The sequence below is a fragment of the Clostridium sp. cel8 genome, assembly GCF_014050525.1.
Lineage (GTDB): Bacteria > Bacillota > Clostridia > Clostridiales > Clostridiaceae > Clostridium_B.
The window spans coordinates 38593-58500 of record NZ_JACGAG010000004.1; the positions used below are offsets into that span (position 1 = coordinate 38593).

Here is a 19908-nt window from a genome sequence, read left to right on the forward strand (position 1 = left end):
TTAGGATTTTAAATTTTATATTTCAAGGAGAATAGAATTATGAATGAATATATAGACTTTGCTATCAATTTAGAAAATGTTTTGGATAAACACAACATAATGATAGATGAGCCAATGAAAAATCATATTTCTTTTAAAGTAGGGGGTCCGGCAGATATACTTGTTACTCCCGAGAGTTCAAAAGAAGTGTTAGATATTATAAATATGTGTAAAGATAAGGGTGTGCCATATTACATAATGGGAAATGGTTCAAACTTATTAGTTAAAGATGGAGGAATAAGAGGAGTTGTAATTAAATTAAGTAAACTTAATAAGATATATGCACATGGGAATAAGCTCATAGCAGGAAGTGGAGCAGCAATAAAAGATGTATCTCAAGTTGCATTAGATAATAATCTTACAGGTATTGAATTTGCCTGTGGTATTCCAGGAAGTGTTGGAGGAGCTGTTGCAATGAATGCAGGAGCTTATAATGGAGAAATATCTAATATAATAGAAAGTGTGCGTATAATAGATGATAAATCAAAAATTAGAGATATAAATTTAGAACAATTGGAACTTGGATATAGAATGAGCTCTATACTAAAATATGGATATACGGTATTGGAAGTAACTTTTAAACTTGAACCAGGAGATCACGAAAAAATTTATAATAGAATTGAAGACTTAAATAGAAGAAGAAGAGAGAAGCAGCCACTTGAATATCCGTCGGCAGGAAGTACATTTAAAAGACCCAAAGGACATTTTGCAGCAAAATTAATACAAGATAGTGGACTTAAAGGAATGAGTGTAGGTGGAGCACAGGTTTCTGAAAAACATTCAGGATTTATAATAAATAAAGGAAATGCAACTGCAAAAGATATATTGGATTTAATAAAGAAAGTTCAAAAAACAGTTAAATTAAGGTTTAACGTAGATCTTTATACTGAAGTTAGAATTATAGGTGAAGATTAGTTGTATATAGAGAATCTATGTGGTTTAAGTAAGTTTAGGTTCTCTATTTTTTATGTTATAATTAAAAAAATAATAGTTGTAAATAGGAGGGATAGATATGAGATTTGTTATAGTAACAGGTCTGTCAGGAGCGGGTAAGACTCAGGCTGTAAGAAATCTAGAAGATTTAGGATACTTTTGTGTAGATAATCTTCCTCCTACTTTAATACCTAAATTTGCTGAAGCATGCTATCAAACTGATGGAAAAATAGATAAGATAGCTTTAGTTATAGATATACGAGGGGGACAGTTCTTTGATGATATATTTGAAAGTCTATCTTATTTAAAAGAGCATTACTATAAGTATGAAATACTTTTTTTAGATGCTTCAGATGAAGTATTGGTAAAGAGGTTTAAAGAATCTAGGAGAAAACATCCATTAGCACCAAAGGGAAGAATATTAAACGGAATAACAATGGAAAGAAAGAGGCTAAGGGAACTTAAAGATAGAGCTGACAATATAATAGATACTTCAAAATTAGCCACAAGGGAACTTAGAGAAGAAATAACAAAAATATATTCTGAAAAAGGTCAAATTGAAACTGAACTTATGATAACAGTTCTCTCTTTTGGATTTAAATATGGCCTACCAGTAGATTCGGATTTAGTATTTGACGTAAGATTTCTTCCAAATCCATTTTATATTTCAGAGTTAAAGAAATATTCTGGCAATGATAAGTTAGTAGTTGATTATATAATGGGATTTGAACAAACTAAGAAATTTATAAATAAACTTTCCGATATGTTAGAATTTTTGATACCTTATTATATTAAAGAAGGAAAAAGACAGCTTATTGTGTCCATAGGTTGCACAGGTGGAAGGCATAGATCTGTGACAATTGCAAATGAAATTTATAAAATATTAAAAGAAAATGGGCATAAGGTAAGTATAGACCATAGAGATATTGAAGAAGATGTTAATAGAGGTGGTAAAAAACTATGAGAATTACCTCTTGGCTAAGGCCTGGAATAAAAGTAAAAAGATGGATTATGCTTGGAGCTATGGGTGGGCTCTTTATAATATTTGGAGTAATTGAATTTATAAACAGGAGATTTTACAGTATCTATTACATCTCGTTTTATATTTTTTTAATTGTATCTGGAATTTTTGTAGTATATATTTCAGTTACTCAAGGAATGCGTTCTATAATAGCACTTATAAATAGAGGATACTTGAATGTATCTTTGAATTCAAGAAAACTTGAAGATTTGATATATGAAAAGAGACTTCTTGTAAAAGGTCCTAAAATAGTTGCAATTGGTGGCGGAACGGGACTTTCAACAATGCTTAGAGGACTTAAATACTATACATCTAATATAACTGCTATAGTGACAGTTGGAGATGATGGAGGTGGTTCAGGAGATTTAAGAGAAGATTTAGGTATACTTCCTCCTGGAGATATAAGAAACTGCATTTTAGCTCTTGCAGATACAGAGCCACTTATGGAGGAACTTCTTCAATACAGATTTAAAGATGGAAAGTTAAAGAATCAGAGCTTTGGTAATCTTTTCTTGGCAGCTATGGATGGAATTTCTTCTAATTTTGAGGAAGCTGTAAAAAAAATGAGCTCTGTACTTGCTGTTACTGGTAAAGTAATGCCTGTTACACTTGATGATCTTGTTCTTAAAGCTAAATATAAAGATGGAACAATTGTAGAGGGAGAATCTCATATTCCTGAAGAGGCCATAAAAAGGCATACAAAGATAGATAGAATATTCATTGAACCGAGAGGTGCTAGAGCGTTAAAAGAAGCAGTTGATGCTATAATGGAGGCAGATGCTGTAATTCTTGGTCCAGGAAGTCTATATACAAGTATTATTCCTAATTTATTAGTTAAAGGTATAGATTCAGCTCTTCAAAAGACAAAAGGAATAAAAATATACATTTCAAATATAATGACACAGCCTGGAGAAACGGATGGGTTCTCTGTAGAAGATCATATAAAAGCTATTTATAAACATGGTGGTAGTGGAATAATCGACTATGTTATTGTGAATGTTGGAAAGATAGATAAAAAACTTGAAGGAAGATATAAGGAAGAAGCATCTCATCTTGTAAAAATAGATGAAGATGCTGTAAATAGACTTGGAGTAAAACCTATAGAAGGTGATTTTATAAGAGTAAAAGATGGATTAATAAGGCATAATTCTGAGAAACTTGCCTCTATTTTAATAGAAACTATTATGGATAAGAAACTTTTATTTGATAGAAAGAAGATAATTGAATATTTTTATTTGTCTGAAAGAATTAAGCAAAAAAAAAGTAGTAGGTAGGAGAGTTATATGTCATTTTCAGTAAAGGTAAAAAATGAGATTTGTAGATATACGAATATGAGCAAAGAGGAAGCTATAATGGAATTGTCTGCTATAATGAAAGTGAGTGGTACATTGTCATTAGGTGCAAATAGACAGTTTAGTTTTAAAATAACTACAGAAAATCCAGCTATAGCAAGGCTTGTATTCATTTTGTTGAAAAAAGAATTTAATATACATACAAAGATAATAATGAAAAAGAACAATTCGTTGAAAAAGAATAATATATATGTTGTTATCATTACAGAAAATGCTAATGTTAAAAGATTACTAAATGATATAGGACTTCTTAAAGAAAATAAGAAGGTATTTTCTTTAAACTATAATATATCTGATATGGTTTTTAAAAGAGATGAGTATAAAAAGGCATATATAAGAGGTGCATTTTTAGGAGGAGGTAGCGTAAGTAATCCTGAGAAAACTTATCATCTTGAATTTGTAACACATAATAGTGATTATGCTGCTGATTTGAGTAAATTAATTAATAGTTATGGATTAAATTCTAAGGTTATTCAACGAAAGAACAGTTTTATAGTATATCTTAAAGAAGGAGAACAAATAGTAAATTTACTTGGAATAATAGGAGCGCACTCTTCACTTTTGGAGCTTGAGAATGTTAGAATAATGAAAGAAATGAGAAATAATGTAAACAGATTGGTGAACTGTGAAACTGCAAATTTAAGCAAAACTGTAAATGCGGCTGTAAGACAAACTGAAAGTATAAAATTAATTGAAAGAGAAATAGGACTATCACGTCTTTCAGATAATTTACGAGAAATTGCAGAATTAAGATTGAAATATCCAGATGATTCATTGAAGGAGTTAGGAGAAATGCTAAATCCTCCAGTTGGTAAATCTGGAGTAAATCATAGGTTGAGAAGGATAGAAAAAATAGCTGAAGAACTTAGAAAAGAGGGAAGGTAGGATAACTCCATGTCAAAGCATGAAGATGTAATAAAGTATATACTATCTTTAGATGTAGGTACAAAAATATCTGTTCGTGGAATAGCTAATGAATTAGGAGTAAGTGATGGAACAGCTTATAGGGCAATAAAGGATTCAGATAGATTAGGTATTGTAACCACTATTCCAAGAGTAGGTACTGTAAGAATAGAAAAGGTTGAAAAGAAAAATATTGAATCCCTTACTTATGGAGAAGTAATTAATATGGTAGATGGGACGTTGCTTGGAGGAAAGGACGGAATATACAAGATACTTCACTATTTTGTAATAGGTGCAATGACTATAGATGCTATGGAAAAATACATAAGAAAAGATTGTCTTTTGATAGTAGGCAATAGAGAAGAGGCACAAAGACTTGCACTTTTGAATAATTCAGGAGTTTTAATTACAGGTGGATTTTCCTGTAGTGATGAGATAAGGAATCTGGCAAATAGTAAGTGCTTACCAGTTATATCTACTACATATGATACTTTTACTGTTGCAAGTATGATAAATAAGGCTATTTCTGAAAATATGATAAAGAAAGATATACTGCTAATAGAAGATATAATGCAAAGTAATCCTGAATATCTTAATGTAAATGATAAGGTATCTAAATGGAGAGAAAATGTTGAAAAAACTAATCATGAAAGATATCCTGTAGTTGATAGTAAAAAGAGGGTTGTTGGGATTGTAACTTTAAAAGATGTGCCAAGCAAAACCCCAGATGATGAAATTATAGGAAGAGTAATGCATAAAAATCCAATAAATGTGACACCTAAAACTACTGTAGCTTATGCTGCCCATATAATGGGCTGGGAGGGAATAGATTTATTTCCTGTAGTAGATGGAAAAACTTTAATAGGAGTCGTTACAAAGGGTGATGTTATAAAAGCTCTTCAGTATATGTCAAGGCAGCCACAGTCTGGAGAAACATTAGAGGATCTCGTACTTAGAGAATTTGAGTTCGATGCAAAATCTGAAGGAATTTATTTTCATGGAAGGATAACTCCAGAAATGCTAGATCCTATAGGAACTGCTTCATGGAGTTCACTTAATATGCTTCTTTCTACTATGGGAACTATGACATTAAGACAAAAGAGCAATATAAATGTTCTGGTGGATAGCATAAATACATATTTTATGAGGCCCGTACAGATAGATAGTACTATGGATATATACTCTAATATAATTGATATAGGAAGAAATTCATGTAAAGTAGAAATAGATATGTACAATAATAAAAAAGAAATAGTTGGTAAATGCATTTTATCTGCAAGGATAATAAGAAGATAAGTTACTTTAAATTTAATAATTTATTGTAGATTGAAAAGAGGTGATATAATAAATGGATGAAAAAGATATTCAGTGGGTGAGTTTACATCAGCATACGGAGTATTCTCTTTTAGACTCTTCTGCGAAAATTCCGAAACTTATAAAAAGAGCTAAGGAACTTGGAATGAAGAGTATGGCAATAACAGATCATGGAGTAATGTATGGATGTGTTGATTTTTATAAAGAGGCAAAATCCCAAGGAATAAAACCAATAATAGGATGTGAAATATATGTATCCCAGAAATCTATGAAGATTAAAGAGAATAACGGTGAAAACCACAACTATCATTTAGTGCTTCTTGTAAAAAATGAAGTTGGATATAGAAATCTCATGAAAATAGTATCTACGGCATCTATAGAAGGATTTTATTATAAACCTAGGGTGGATCATGATTATCTTAGACTTCACAGTGAAGGATTAATTGCACTAAGTGCATGTTTAAATGGTGAGGTTCAATCAAATATATTAAATGGAAATTTAAAAAGAGCCAAAGAAGTAGCAATATTTTATAGGGATGTTTTTAAAGATGGATTTTACCTTGAACTTCAATATCATGGTATAGAAGATCAGCTTAAAGTAAATAAAGAATTGAAAAAAATGTCCAAAGAGTTAAACATACCTATGGTTGTAACAAACGATGTTCACTATATATATAAAGAAGATTACAGAGCTCATGATATACTTTTATGTATACAAACAGGAAAGACAGTAAATGAAAAAAATAGAATGAGGTATCCTTCAGATCAGTTTTATCTTAAATCTCCTAAGGAAATGTATGAAATGTTTCAAGATATTCCTGAGGCACTTGAAAATACAGTTAAAATAGCAGATGAATGTAATTTTGATTATGAATTTCATAAGTCGAAGTTGCCAAAGTTTCCACTTCCTGAAGGTGTGGATTCATATGAGTATATGAGAAAATTGTGTTATGATGGATTGAAAAAAAGATATTCAAATATAACTGAAAATTTAAAAAACAGGCTTGAGTATGAACTTGGAATAATAAAGAAAATGGGATATGTTGATTATTTCCTTATAGTATGGGATTTTATAAGATTTGCAAGACAAAACGGCATAATGACAGGACCCGGTCGTGGAAGTGGAGCAGGATCAATAGTAGCATATACTTTGGGAATAACTAAGATAGATCCTATAAAATATAATCTTATATTTGAACGTTTTTTAAATCCAGAAAGAGTATCTATGCCTGATATTGATAGTGACTTTTGTTATGAAAGACGTGGAGAAGTGATAGATTATGTAGTTCAAAAGTATGGGAAAAATAATGTATCCCAGATTATAACTTTTGGAACTATGGCAGCAAAACAGTGCATAAGAGATGTTGGAAGAGCAATGGATTATTCCTATGGAGAAGTTGATAGAATAGCAAAAATGATTCCAATTGCACCGAATATAAATGTAACTATAGATAAAGCACTTGATATGAATAAGGAGCTTAAAGAAGCTTATGAAAGTGAAGCAAGGACAAGAGAACTTATAGATGTGGCAAAATCTCTTGAAGGACTTCCAAGACATACATCAACTCATGCTGCAGGTGTAGTAATATCATCTAAACCTCTTGTTGATTATGTTCCACTTCAAAAGAATGAGGACAGTATAGTAGCTCAATTTACTATGGGTACTTTAGAGGAACTTGGACTTTTGAAAATGGATTTTTTAGGTCTTAGAACTTTAACAGTGCTTAGAGATACAGTTGCAATGGTAAAGAAAAATAGGAATATAGATATTAATCTAGACAATATAGACTATGATGATAAATCTGTATATAATATGATAGGTGAAGGTAAAACTGTAGGTGTATTTCAGCTTGAATCTCCAGGAATGACATCATTTATGAAGGAATTAAAACCGGATTCATTGGAGGATATAATAGCAGGAATAAGTTTATATAGACCAGGTCCTATGTCTGAGATACCGAAATATATTAGAAATAAGAAAAATCCAGATGAAATAGGATATGCAACTCCAGAGCTTGAACATATACTTTCTGTAACCTATGGTTGTATGATATACCAGGAACAAGTAATGCAAATTGTAAGAGATCTTGCTGGATATTCTATGGGACGAAGTGATCTTGTAAGGCGTGCTATGTCAAAGAAAAAACATCATGTAATGGAAGAGGAAAGACATAATTTTATATATGGAATAGTAAATGAAAATGGAGATATTGAAGTTCCTGGTTGTGTAAGAAATGGTATATCTGAAAAAGTTGCAAATGAGTTATATGACTCTATGATAGATTTTGCATCTTATGCATTTAACAAGTCCCATGCTGCAGCTTATGCAGTTGTTGCTTTCCAAACGGCTTACTTAATGCATTATTATCCGGTAGAGTATATAGCAGCTATGCTAAATAGTGTAAAAGGGGATAGTGAAAAAGTTGCCTACTATATAAGATTTGCAAAAGATATGAATATAGAAGTACTTCCACCGGATATTAATGAAAGTTATGCAAGATTTACTGTAAAAGGGAATACTATAAGATTTGGACTTTCAGCTATAAAGAATGTAGGAGAGAATGTTATAGATAGTATAGTAAAGTCAAGAAAAAAACATGGCAAATTCAAGGATTTAGTTGATTTTTGCAATAATATCGATATATCATCTATAAATAAAAGAGTAGTAGAGAGCTTGATTAAGTCTGGAGCTTTTGATTGTTTTGGTGTTTATAGGTCTCAACTTATAGCTGTATACGAAAAGGTATTAGATGGTATAGGAAATGCAAGAAAGAGAAATATAGAAGGTCAAATTAGTCTTTTTTCTACAGTAGATGATAATAGCATAAGGATACACTATCCAGATATAAAAGAATTCAATAAAATGGATAAACTTGCTATGGAAAAGCAGATGACAGGTTTGTATTTGTCTGGTCATCCTTTAGATGAATATAAAAAGACTTTGAAGCTGCAAACCAGTGTAAAGATTTCGGATATACTAATGGATAAAACTTTAGAAGATGGAGTATTAGTTGAGTTTAAAGTAAAAGACGGTGATAAAGTTATAGTTGGTGGAATAATATCCGAACTTTCAAAAAAGATTACAAAGAAGAATGATATGATGGCATTTGCAAGATTAGAGGATTTATATGGTGCTATAGAAGTCATAATATTTCCAAAAGCATTTGAAAAATTTAAAAATCTTATTTATGAGGATTCTATGATTATAGTTAAAGGAAAAGTAAGCATAAGAGAGGAAGAAGAACCTAAAATACTTTGTGAAACTGTAGAACCACTTATAAGAATTGATACCAAAAAATTGTATGTTTTAATTGCAAGTGAAGATTTTTTAAGAGAATCTGTAGTTAAATTAAGAAAAGCTGTATATAAATACAAGGGTAATGTTCCTGTATACATATGTACTAAAAAAGAAAGAAAGAAATTCAGATTGGATAGAGAATTATGGATTAAAAATGAAGAAAACGCAATCGACAATATAAAAGAAATTTTCGGAGATAAAAATGTAAAACTGATATAGATATGAATAATTTTAATTTAACAAGGTAAAACTACTAAGTAAAATGGTGTATTTTCTTTAAGGCAATTATTTAAATTAAAGTACCATTGATAGTGAAATATGGTTGAGTTTGTGCTATAATTAAGTACATAAATTACTAGGAAAAACAAAGATGTTGTGATATATGTGGGACGTTTTATGTCCCTATGGTCATAGGAGGTATAGATATATGAGAACAATAGCTGTGTTAACAAGCGGTGGAGATGCACCAGGAATGAATGCTGCTATAAGAGCAGTTGTAAGATCAGGATTAAATAAGAATTTTAATGTAATGGGTATACTTAGAGGATATAATGGCTTAATAAGTGGCGAATTGGTTCCTATGGATAGACAAAGTGTAGCAGATATAATTCAGCGTGGAGGAACCATTCTTAGAACTGCTCGTTGTGAAGAGTTTAAAACAGAAGAAGGAAGAAAAAGAGCAGTAAATATACTTAAGACTTTTGGAATTGATGGATTAGTTGTAATTGGTGGTGATGGTTCATTTAGAGGAGCTCAGTTGCTATCAAAACTTGGAATACCAACTATAGGTGTACCTGGAACTATAGATAATGACTTAGCTTATACAGATTATACAATAGGTTTTGATACTGCAATTAATACAGTGCTTGATGCTATAAATAAATTAAGGGATACTTCTACTTCACATGAAAGAGTAAGTATAGTTGAAGTAATGGGAAGAAATTGTGGAGATATTGCTATGTATGCTGGTTTAGCAGGTGGAGCTGAAAATATAATTATTCCTGAAAAAGGATATGATCAAGATGAACTCTGTAGGAATATATTAGAGGGAAAAATGAATGGCAAAATGCATAATTTGATAGTACTTGCAGAAGGAATTGGTGGAGCAGAAGAACTTGCTAAAAAAGTAGAGGAAGTAACAGGAATTGAAACTAGAGCTACTAAACTTGGACATATTCAAAGAGGTGGAAGTCCTACTTGTCAAGATAGAATCTTAGCTTCAAGATTTGCATTTAGAGCAGTTGAATTACTGGAAGAAGGAAAATCATCAAGAGTTGTCGGAATTAAAGATGGAAAGATAATAGATATGGACATTGATGAAGCTTTGGAACAAACTAAGCAATTTGATGAAAGATTATTTGAAATAGCTAAGGCATTGTCATAATAAGCTTGTTTAATTATAAAATTTTTTAATTGTGAATAAGTAAATTTATAAAATAAGTTTTTATAAGGAGAGTAAGCAATGCAAAAGACCAAAATGATTTTTACAATAGGACCTGCTAGTGATAGTGAGGAAGTACTATCAAAACTTATAGAAGCTGGTATGAATGCTTCAAGACATAATTTCTCACATGGAGATCATGAAGAACATAGAGAGAGAATAAATAGGGTAAAAAAACTTAGAGAAAAGTACAATAAGCCTATAGCTATTATACTTGATACAAAGGGACCTGAAATAAGAACAGGTAATTTTAATAAGGATAAAATTCAATTAAAAGAAGGTCAAAAATTTACAATATATTGTGAAGAAGAAATTGTTGGCGATGAAACTAAATGCTATATTACTTATGATGGACTTTATAAGGATGTAAAAAAAGGAGATAATATACTTATAGATGATGGATTAGTAGGTATGGAAGTAGAAAGTATAGAAGACAATAAAATTAACTGTATAGTAAAAAACAGTGGGGTTATAAGTAATCATAAAGGAGTTAATGTACCAGGTGTACCTATAAAACTTCCTGCTACAACAAAGAAAGACGAAGATGATTTAAAATTTGGATGTGAAATGGGTGTTGATATTATATGTGCATCATTTATAAGAAAAGCATCTGATGTTTTAACTATAAGGAAGATTATTGAATCAAATGGAGGAAAAGATATACAAATATTCTCTAAGATTGAGAGTCAAGAGGGTGTAGACAATATAGATGAAATAATAAAGTTCTCTGATGGAATAATGGTAGCAAGAGGTGACATGGGAGTCGAAATACCAATGGAAAAAGTTCCATTAATCCAGAAAAGTATAATTGCAAAGTGTAATAAGGCAGGAAAACCTGTTATAACAGCTACCCAAATGCTTGATTCAATGATAAGAAATCCAAGGCCAACAAGAGCAGAGGCATCTGATATAGCAAATGCAATATTAGATGGAACAGATGCAATAATGTTAAGTGGTGAGTCTGCAAATGGAAAATATCCAGTTGAAGCTGCTCGTACTATGGCAAAAATAGCACAATCTGCAGAGAAAAGTATAAATTACGGAGAACTACTTGAAAAAAAGAAAGAAGCTCATATGCAAAATGTTCCAAATGCAATAAGTTATGCTGCTTGTGCTACTGCTGCAGAATTAAAGGCAACTGCTATAATAACAGCAACTCAAAGTGGGCATACAGCTAGAATGGTTTCTAAATACAGATCTTCTTGCCCCGTTATTGCAGTTACTCCAAACGGAAAAGTAGCAAGAAAATTGGCTTTAAATTGGGGAGTATTTCCTATACTTGCAAGAAGATTTGATTCTACAGATGAGTTAATAGAAAAATCTGTAGAAATGTCATTAAAAACTGGTTATGTGAAAAAAGGTGATCTTGTAGTTATAGCTGCAGGAATACCAGTAAGCTATTCAGGTACTACAAATATGTTAAAGGTTCATGTAGTAGGTGATATACTCGTTAGCGGTACAGGCGGAGGAGTTAAACCTGGATATGGAACTGTAAAAGTAGTTAATAGTCCAGAAGAAGCAGAAGAAGTTATTGAAGAAGATGATATACTTGTAGTTAAAAATTTGAATAAGAACTATATGTCAGTATTAAATAGGGTTGCAGGAGTTATAGCTGAAGATGGAGGGCTTACATCACATATGGCTATTGAATGTATAACTAATGAAATTCCTATTATATGTAGTGCCGGTGGAGCTACTGAAGTTTTAAAAACTGGTGCTTTTGTAACTATGGATACAGCAAGAGGAATTGTTTATAACGGAAGAACTAACGTAATGTAATTTGCAATATATGGGGATAATCTAGTATTAAAATTTAGATTATCCTCAATTTTAATTAAAAAAATTAACAAATCTTATTGAAATATTATATATAATTAATGTATAATGTTATAATATATGGTTATAATTAATTGAAGAAAAAGAGACAACTGATTCTATATTTTATGCACCTTGCTATTTTAGGTGCTATTTTTTTAATTAATGCTATTTTAATCGATTTAAAGTTATGCGAAAGATATGATACTTAAGGTTTTTATAATATATAAAATTTGTTAGGTGGTTTGATAAAATGCTGGAGAAAAATAAAGAGTACATTATTATCATAGATGGAATGGGATATGAAGGAGAGGGAGTTGGCAAAATAAATGGATTTACAGTATTTGTAGAAGGTGCAATAACAGGTGAAAAAGTAAAAGTTAAAATAGTAAAAGTGAATAAAAAATTTGCTTTTGGAAAATTAATTGATATAATAGAGCGTTCTGAATACAGGGAAAAGCCTATATGCCCAATATATAAAAGATGTGGAGGATGTCAGATTCAACATATATCATATAATGGACAGTTGAATTTCAAAACTAAAAGGGTTAAAGATTGTCTTGAGAGGATAGGTAAAATTAAGTTAAATGATATTAAATTTCATGATACTATAGGCATGAAAAATCCGTATAGATATAGAAATAAGGTTCAACTTCCAGTAAGAAAAAATAATGGCAACATAGATGTAGGATTTTATGCTAAAAGAACTCATGAAATTATAGATATGAGTTGTTGTTATATACAAGATGAAACTGCAGATAAGGTAGTTAAAATTATAAAGAAATGGATAAAAAATTATAATATATCTATTTATGATGAATTAACTGGAAAAGGTTTTTTAAGGCATATAATGGTAAGAAAGGCCTATTCAACTGGAGAAATAATGGTTGTAATTGTAACTTCTTCACTTAATATCAAGCATAAAGAAGAATTGGTAAAATTACTATGCAATAATTTAAATGGTGTAAAGAGTATAATTCAAAATATAAATACTCGAAGGGACAATGTAATATTAGGTGAAAAGTGTATAACTCTGTGGGGAGAGGATACAATAAGCGATTATATTGGAGATTTGAAGTTTGAAATATCGCCGCTATCATTTTTTCAAGTAAATCCTGTTCAGACAGAGGTGCTTTATAATAAAGCATTGGAATATGCAGATTTACAAGAAAATGAAATTGTATTTGATGCTTATTGTGGTACGGGAACTATATCCCTATTTTTATCTAAAAAAGCAAAAAAGGTTTATGGAGTAGAAATTGTTGAACAAGCAATAGAGAATGCCAAGGAGAATGCTAAGAAAAATGGGATAGAAAATGTGGAGTTCATAGTTGGAAAATCAGAAATAATTGTGCCAAAGTTAATAGGTCAGGGAATAGTGGCTGATGTTGTAGTTGTTGATCCACCAAGAAAGGGATGTGACAAGGAGCTTTTAGTTTCAATTTCAAAAATGAAACCTAAAAAAATAGTATATGTTTCCTGTGACCCAGCAACTCTTGCAAGGGATTTGAATATTTTAGAGGAATTTGGATATAAAACTGTAGAAGTTCAACCTGTTGACATGTTTCCTCAAACTGCACACGTTGAGGTTGTTACTTTGCTTACAAGAAAGTGAAGACAAAAAAGTCTTAAAAATACTATATTTAATAAATTAAAAGTGATTCTGTTAATTCGGCCTAAGCCCTTGATATGTGCCTATGAGAACATATCAAGGGTATTTTTGTCCATTTAGAAAACCACCTGCTATGCAGGTGTGTTCAGAAGAGCTTAAGCGTTGAAAAAAAATACCTCACTTTGATAAAATAGAAAAGGTTTCGCCAGCCAATCTAAAATCAAAGGAGGTATTGCCCAAAATGGACAATAATAGTTTAGCACATACAAAGTGGAGATGTAAATATCACATAGTATTTTCACCTAAATATAGAAGGAAAGAAATATATGGAGAGAAGAAAAAAGAAATAGGAAAGATACTGAGAACATTATGTGAATGGAAAGGAGTAGAAATAATAGAAGCTAATGCATGTAAAGATCACATACATATGCTTGTATCAATACCACCAAAAATGAGTGTAGCAGGTTTTGTAGGTTTCTTAAAGGGCAAAAGTAGTTTAATGATATTTGAGAAATTTGCAAATTTAAAATATAAGTATGGTAACAGACATTTTTGGTGTAGAGGATATTATGTTGATACAGTAGGTAAAAATAAAAGAGCAATAGAAGAATATATAAGAAATCAACAAAAAGAAGATATGATAGCTGATCAAATAAGTATCAAAGAATATATGGACCCTTTTAAGGGTGGCAGGTAACAATTAAATTGCGGCTGGCGAGATCTTATAGGTGCCTTAAGGCACAACGCTGGTAAGGTGCCCTTATAGGGCTTAGGAAAAATTTATTCAAATTATTCATGATTAAAATGTAAAAAGTATTTGACATTTTTTAAAATGATTGATACAATTAAAATGTAAAAAGTATTTGACATTAAGGAGGGTATTAATTTGCATAAAATGGATGAAATGGAAAAAGTCATTACACTAAAGTCAATACGAGTATCTTGGATTTTTATTGCTATGTTTCTTTTGGGATGGGGTCTTAAAAATTACATTAATGGGTTAGGACAAACGCTACCGATGGTATTGTTTATTTCCCAGGTTGTAATTGTTATAATTTCAAAATATATTTATATGATTAAGGTTGATGATAAGGAAAGTAAAGGCAATTTAGTTAAATTAGTTATAATTATTTCAATTCTTATTTTAGCGGGTTACCTTCTTTATTATTTTAAGGTTGGTTTTTAATATGAAGAATAATATCAAAGAATTACGAAAATCAAAAAAAATAAGACAAGAAGACTTGGCTAACTTAGTTGGTGTAACTAGGCAAACAATTAATGCAATAGAAAATAACAAATATGACCCAACGCTTGAACTTTCTATGAAGCTTGCAAAAATTTTTAATAAACATGTTGATGAAATTTTTACTTTGGACAACTAAGAAAAATAAGAACGATATATCTCGTATACTATGTTTATAGATGAATAAAAACAACATAGTAATATTTATATTTTAGTCTTAGAGTATAATTTTTAGTGGGCAAAGATAGTATTAATTAATAATAAAAAAATAAAGGGAGATGAAAAAAACATCTCCCATGTACATATATATAAAAAATAATATAATGTGTGAGATAGACATCTTCTGTCATTTTCACATAGTATAATGACATTATAAGGTGGTTGATACTTATGGGTAAATGTAAGAATGATAAGATAGAACGAGTGCTTGGCATTTATACGAAGCTTATGAATGAAAGTTTGGTGAATAAAGCAGAAGAAGCTATAAATTATGGTGTAAATGAACGAAGTATCCAAAGGGATATTGATGATATAAGAAGTTTTTTAGAACGTGATTATGAAAATACAGGATGTATCAATTCAGTTATTTATGACCGTATTAATAAAGGATATCGTCTTGAACAAATACATAAATTGAAACTTGAGAATAGCGAAGTACTTGCTATTTGTAAAATTTTATTAGAAAGTCGGGCGTTTACGAAACAGGAAATGACTAATATTATTAATAAGTTAATTTCATGTTGCATTCCAAAAAATAACCAGAAATTAATAACAGATCTTATCAGTAATGAGATATTTCATTATGTAGAGCCACGGCATAGAACACATTTCATAGATGATATGTGGGATATAGGACAAGCTATTCGAAATTGCCAATATATTGAGATTGATTACACTAGAATGAAGGATAAAGCTGTTGTGAAAAGAAAGTTAAAACCTGTAGCTATAATGTTTTCAGAGTATTACTTTTATCTCACAGCATTTATTGATGATGAGAATATTAAAAAGAACTTTGATGTTATAAATGATTCTTTTCCTACTATTTATCGAATTGATAGGATAAAAAAACTGAAGGTTCTGAAAGAGAAGTTTCGTATTCCTTACAGCAGTCGCTTTGAGGAAGGTGAATTTAGAAAGAGAATTCAATTTATGTATGGTGGGAAGCTTCGAAAAGTAAAATTTAAGTTTTTAGGAACAGATATTGATGCTGTATTAGATAGATTGCCAACGGCAAAAATTATATCTAAAGAAAATGGAGTTTATACCATTTCAGCAGAGATATTTGGTAATGGTATTAATATGTGGCTAAGAAGTCAGGGAGATCTTGTAGAAATTTGTTAAAGTAATAACTAGAATATATTACTCAAAATTGTATATGGAGGGGAATAATATGTTTTTAAATCAATTGGAGTCAGGTAATAAAGAATTATTTTTGAAAGTATGTGTTCTTGCATCACTATCAAATGGAGTGCTTGCAGAACAGGAAAAAGAAATGATACAGGCATATTGTAGGGAAATGGATATTGCTGAACATATGCCAGATTGTGATAATTCAATTGAGGAAATTGTTGAGAAATTGGCTAAAAGCACAACTAATACAGAAAAAAATATAATATTACTTGAAATTTTAGGCATGTTAAAAGTAGATGGTTCATATGATAATTATGAAAAGAAATTTATGGAAAATTTAGCGAAAGGACTTCAAGTAAAGGAAGGAATGCTAAACAAGATAAATATCTTACTTGATAAATATACTGCTGTATACAAAGAAATGTATGATACAATTTGTGAATAAAAATTGTTAAGTTTATTATGGAGAAAGCTAGAATGTGGAATGATTTTTGGATAAATAATCTAGAAAACAGAATATTGTACAGAATATTATTACGAAAAGAAAATAAGTGTGATAAGTATGATTATCTTACAGCAGTAGCTTGTGGTGTGGTAGGAGGTATAGTTGATATCTTACTAGTAGGAGATCCTAAAAATAGCTTATTGGGGAATTGGACAGATACACAGGTTGATAATGCAATAAAGAGATTTGCAAGAATGGTTGGCTGGAATCCTAAAGAAACACAGGTTGGTAATGTAGCAAGTGCTATTGGATTTTTGGAGAGAAAATTTAAAGTAAACTATGATCAAAGGTATAGCAGTGATGTTGAAAATATTTTTGATATGTCTACTAAAAATCATCATATTATGTCATTATCTCATTCGACAGATATTGTAGGATTGTTCTTTTCTTTGATTAATCAATTTACATCAACGGCTTCTTTTGTGTCAAAAGGGAAAATAGTCACAATTAACACGAAAACATATGAATTACAAGGTGATAATTTTATAGCAAAATTATTTTGTGGAATTGCAAATTGGTTTGGACATATCATGTCAGATATTGCTGGAAGTTCAGGAATTAGAGGAAAATCAGGAAGAGGAACTGGCGTTAGTATGCCTTTCTATGAACTATTTCAATTTTGTAGATTTGGAAGTTTACATGTAGGAAATGATAGACAAGATTTATCAACTATTGCAGTTAGAGCGTTTCAAGAAGGATATGATTTTAGATTTGGGTTGACATCAGCTATACCTGTTGTAATTACGGATCTATTAATAAGATTGATCTGGTCAATACGCAGACACTTTCAGTATGGCAAACCAGTAAAAGAGTGTATTCCAACAAATAAATATTCAAATTTGCGAATTATGTTGTTGTTTGGTAATGGAACATTATGTGTTATGGATGCAATTGATGCAGGAATTAGATCTGGAGGAAATTTTTTAGCGTTTTTTATGAAATTAAATTTAATTGCATGGTTTCGACTTGTAGCTCTTGTTCTGAAAGAAGTTTGCATTAGAGTTGGAATAACAGGTCCTTTACAAATGAACATTGAGGCATATAAGAGAATTAATAGAGCTCTTCAATCGTATTTATCAGAACTTGAAAAGATAGACATAACATTATTTAAAAAAGAAACTGAAAAATATGAAAAGATTGTTGGATTGTTTTCTAATGTAAAGACAGATAAAGAATTGAATGATATGCTTTTAAATATATTCGATAGATTAGGATTTGATAAACCTTGGGAAGGTAATTTTTATGATCATATGGCAAATAAAAATGGAACGCTGGTGTTCAAATAGTGTTTAAATGTGATTGTTGTGGATGTTGTTGCAGAAATTTAGATAAATCAGAATTATATGCTGAATTAGACCGTGGTGATGGAATATGTAAGTATCTTGTTGGAAATTTATGTTCAATATATAGTAAGCGACCACTTATATGCAGAGTGGATGAGTGTTATAAATTATATTTTAAAGACACTATGGAGCTAGATGAATACTATAGACTAAATACAGAAGAATGTAAAAAACTTAAGAAAATGGAGGGATAAAATAATGCCATTACCGTTAATTTTAGGAATAGGCGCAGCTGTAGCTGGATTAAGTGGAATAGGAAATGGTGTCCATGGAGCTGTAAAAATGAAAGAAGCAAATGATACAATAACAAGTGCAAATAGACGCCATAAACGAAATATTGAAAAATTTGAAGAAAAAAGTAAGGCAACAAATATAGCAATGGATTCTTTGGGAAAGTTGGAGTTAGAAATACTTAATAGCTTTGATGATTTTGCAAACACAATTGAAAAGATACAAAATCGCCCAGAATTTAAAGAATATAATAAAGATGGTGTGAAACTGCCTAAATATGATAAAGAAAGTTTGGAAGATGTGTCTATTGGTGCAGGTGTTTTACTTGGTGGTTTAGGAAGTGCAGCTCTTGGAACTGCTGGAGGATTTGCAGCAGCAGGAGCGACAACTGCAGCTGTTACGGCATTGGGTACAGCATCAACAGGAATAGCAATAGAATCACTTAGTGGAATTGCCGCTACAAACGCAACATTAGCAGTGCTTGGTGGTGGAACATTAGCTACTGGTGGAGGAGGTGTAGCCCTTGGATCAACAATATTAGGTGCTACAACATTAGGTGTTGGTTTGTTAGTTGGTGGTGTTATTTTTAATTTTACTGGTTCAAAACTATCAGATAAAGCTGATGAAGCATATAGACAAATGAAAAAAGCGGAAAATAAAATAAATAAAATTTGTAACTATTTAATTGAATTAGAAATTGTTGCTAAGAAATATAGGAGTTCTTTAATAAAAGTTAGAGATAAATATTTAGAAAGTTTTAACTACATTTCTTATGTTGTGAATAAAATTCACAAAGTAGATTGGAATGAGTTTACTGAACATGAACGAGTTGCAATTGAAAATACGGTGTTATTGGTAAGTTTACTTTATAAGATGTGCAAGGTTAATATCGTAAATAAATCCGAAAATGAAAATGATATGAACACAATTAATAGAAGTGGCATTGATGATGCTGTTAAAGAATCAGAAGTGGTTCTTGATAGTATTGAATAATTATTAAAGTATTAAATATTTATTGGAGGGTTATTTATTTTTTAGAATATATTTTTAAATTGATGGCTTTCTTGATAAATGAATATATAACAGGAAAGCCATTTGTATGTTTATGCTTATATTATATTTAATTTATAAGCCTTGATATTAATGCAATCAAAAGTGCTATAATAATTCCAATGTCCTTTCGAATACTGATATCATCTCTATTCTTTTTAGTTATAGTTAGTATTTTTCCTAGTATGATAAAAGTAATTGATGTAGAAATAAGTATTTTACTAACAAAGGAACTGAAAGTAAACTCTGTTACAAAAACTAAAGACATAGGAATAAAGATTACTAATGCAGCAATTATGTACAATGTAGAACTTAATGCTTTAGTATTAATGTTAATCTACTCCTTTCTAATTAGATGAATATTCATTTATGCATAATGAATTACCATTCTTATTTTATTTTTAAATATTATATCATATGCTAGTATTATACATCAATCATATGTAATACAAAGATTA

Annotated in this window: 18 protein-coding genes; 17 read left to right on the plus strand and 1 reads right to left on the minus strand. The window is 30.4% G+C overall.

From position 1 onward, the window contains the following. The first annotated feature begins 39 nt into the window (after positions 1-39). From murB to H2684_RS05290, 17 genes are all read left to right on the plus strand, one after another. Entirely contained in the window at positions 40-954 is a 915-nt protein-coding gene (murB, locus tag H2684_RS05210) for a UDP-N-acetylmuramate dehydrogenase (RefSeq protein WP_182088354.1), read from the plus strand. A gap of 97 nt (positions 955-1051) precedes the next feature. Beyond that, positions 1052-1936 carry an RNase adapter RapZ gene (rapZ, locus tag H2684_RS05215; protein WP_182088355.1) on the plus strand — a complete coding sequence of 295 codons (885 nt, stop codon included), beginning with the start codon at positions 1052-1054 and terminating at the stop codon, positions 1934-1936. Further along, a complete protein-coding gene (locus H2684_RS05220) occupies positions 1933-3267 on the plus strand; it encodes a gluconeogenesis factor YvcK family protein (RefSeq protein ID WP_182088356.1) in 1335 nt (444 codons plus the stop codon). Before rapZ ends, H2684_RS05220 begins: the two co-directional genes overlap by 4 nt. A 9-nt stretch (positions 3268-3276) precedes the next feature. Beyond that, positions 3277-4230: a DNA-binding protein WhiA gene (gene whiA / locus H2684_RS05225; RefSeq protein WP_182088357.1), complete on the plus strand. Its 954-nt coding sequence runs from the start codon at positions 3277-3279 to the stop codon at positions 4228-4230. A gap of 9 nt (positions 4231-4239) precedes the next feature. Further along, a complete protein-coding gene (locus tag H2684_RS05230) occupies positions 4240-5544 on the plus strand; it encodes a DRTGG domain-containing protein (protein WP_182088358.1) in 1305 nt (434 codons plus the stop codon). A gap of 52 nt (positions 5545-5596) precedes the next feature. Next, positions 5597-9079: a DNA polymerase III subunit alpha gene (locus H2684_RS05235; RefSeq protein ID WP_182088359.1), complete on the plus strand. Its 3483-nt coding sequence runs from the start codon at positions 5597-5599 to the stop codon at positions 9077-9079. Between the two features lie 208 nt (positions 9080-9287). Further along, on the plus strand, positions 9288-10244 hold the full coding sequence (pfkA, locus tag H2684_RS05240) for a 6-phosphofructokinase (protein WP_182088360.1): 957 nt from the start codon (positions 9288-9290) through the stop codon (positions 10242-10244). A gap of 78 nt (positions 10245-10322) precedes the next feature. Next, positions 10323-12080, plus strand: a complete 1758-nt coding sequence (gene pyk, locus H2684_RS05245) for a pyruvate kinase (protein ID WP_182088361.1) — start codon at positions 10323-10325, stop codon at positions 12078-12080. Between the two features lie 289 nt (positions 12081-12369). Further along, a complete protein-coding gene (rlmD, locus tag H2684_RS05250; RefSeq protein ID WP_182088362.1) occupies positions 12370-13731 on the plus strand; it encodes a 23S rRNA (uracil(1939)-C(5))-methyltransferase RlmD in 1362 nt (453 codons plus the stop codon). Between the two features lie 238 nt (positions 13732-13969). Continuing rightward, positions 13970-14425 (plus strand): IS200/IS605 family transposase, encoded by a 456-nt coding sequence (gene tnpA / locus H2684_RS05255; RefSeq protein ID WP_182088363.1) that lies wholly within the window; start codon positions 13970-13972, stop codon positions 14423-14425. Positions 14426-14614: 189 nt separating this feature from the next. Beyond that, positions 14615-14914, plus strand: coding sequence for a hypothetical protein (locus H2684_RS05260; protein ID WP_182088364.1), 300 nt, complete (start codon positions 14615-14617; stop codon positions 14912-14914). 1 nt (position 14915) lies between these two features. Then, positions 14916-15110, plus strand: coding sequence for a helix-turn-helix transcriptional regulator (locus H2684_RS05265; protein ID WP_182088365.1), 195 nt, complete (start codon positions 14916-14918; stop codon positions 15108-15110). Positions 15111-15361: 251 nt separating this feature from the next. Then, positions 15362-16312: a WYL domain-containing protein gene (locus tag H2684_RS05270; RefSeq protein WP_182088366.1), complete on the plus strand. Its 951-nt coding sequence runs from the start codon at positions 15362-15364 to the stop codon at positions 16310-16312. Between the two features lie 49 nt (positions 16313-16361). Continuing rightward, positions 16362-16766, plus strand: coding sequence for a hypothetical protein (locus H2684_RS05275; RefSeq protein ID WP_182088367.1), 405 nt, complete (start codon positions 16362-16364; stop codon positions 16764-16766). Between the two features lie 32 nt (positions 16767-16798). Next, entirely contained in the window at positions 16799-18112 is a 1314-nt protein-coding gene (locus H2684_RS05280; protein WP_182088368.1) for a hypothetical protein, read from the plus strand. Then, complete coding sequence (locus tag H2684_RS05285; protein WP_182088369.1) at positions 18112-18363, plus strand: YkgJ family cysteine cluster protein; 252 nt, start codon at positions 18112-18114, stop codon at positions 18361-18363. The genes H2684_RS05280 and H2684_RS05285 overlap by 1 nt, the downstream gene beginning before the upstream one ends. A gap of 4 nt (positions 18364-18367) precedes the next feature. Then, a complete protein-coding gene (locus H2684_RS05290; protein WP_182088370.1) occupies positions 18368-19393 on the plus strand; it encodes a hypothetical protein in 1026 nt (341 codons plus the stop codon). 127 nt (positions 19394-19520) lie between these two features. Here H2684_RS05290 and H2684_RS05295 read toward each other — a convergent pair whose 3' ends face one another. Continuing rightward, positions 19521-19718: a histidine kinase gene (locus H2684_RS05295; RefSeq protein WP_182088371.1), complete on the minus strand. Its 198-nt coding sequence runs from the start codon at positions 19716-19718 to the stop codon at positions 19521-19523. Positions 19719-19908 lie beyond the last annotated feature (190 nt).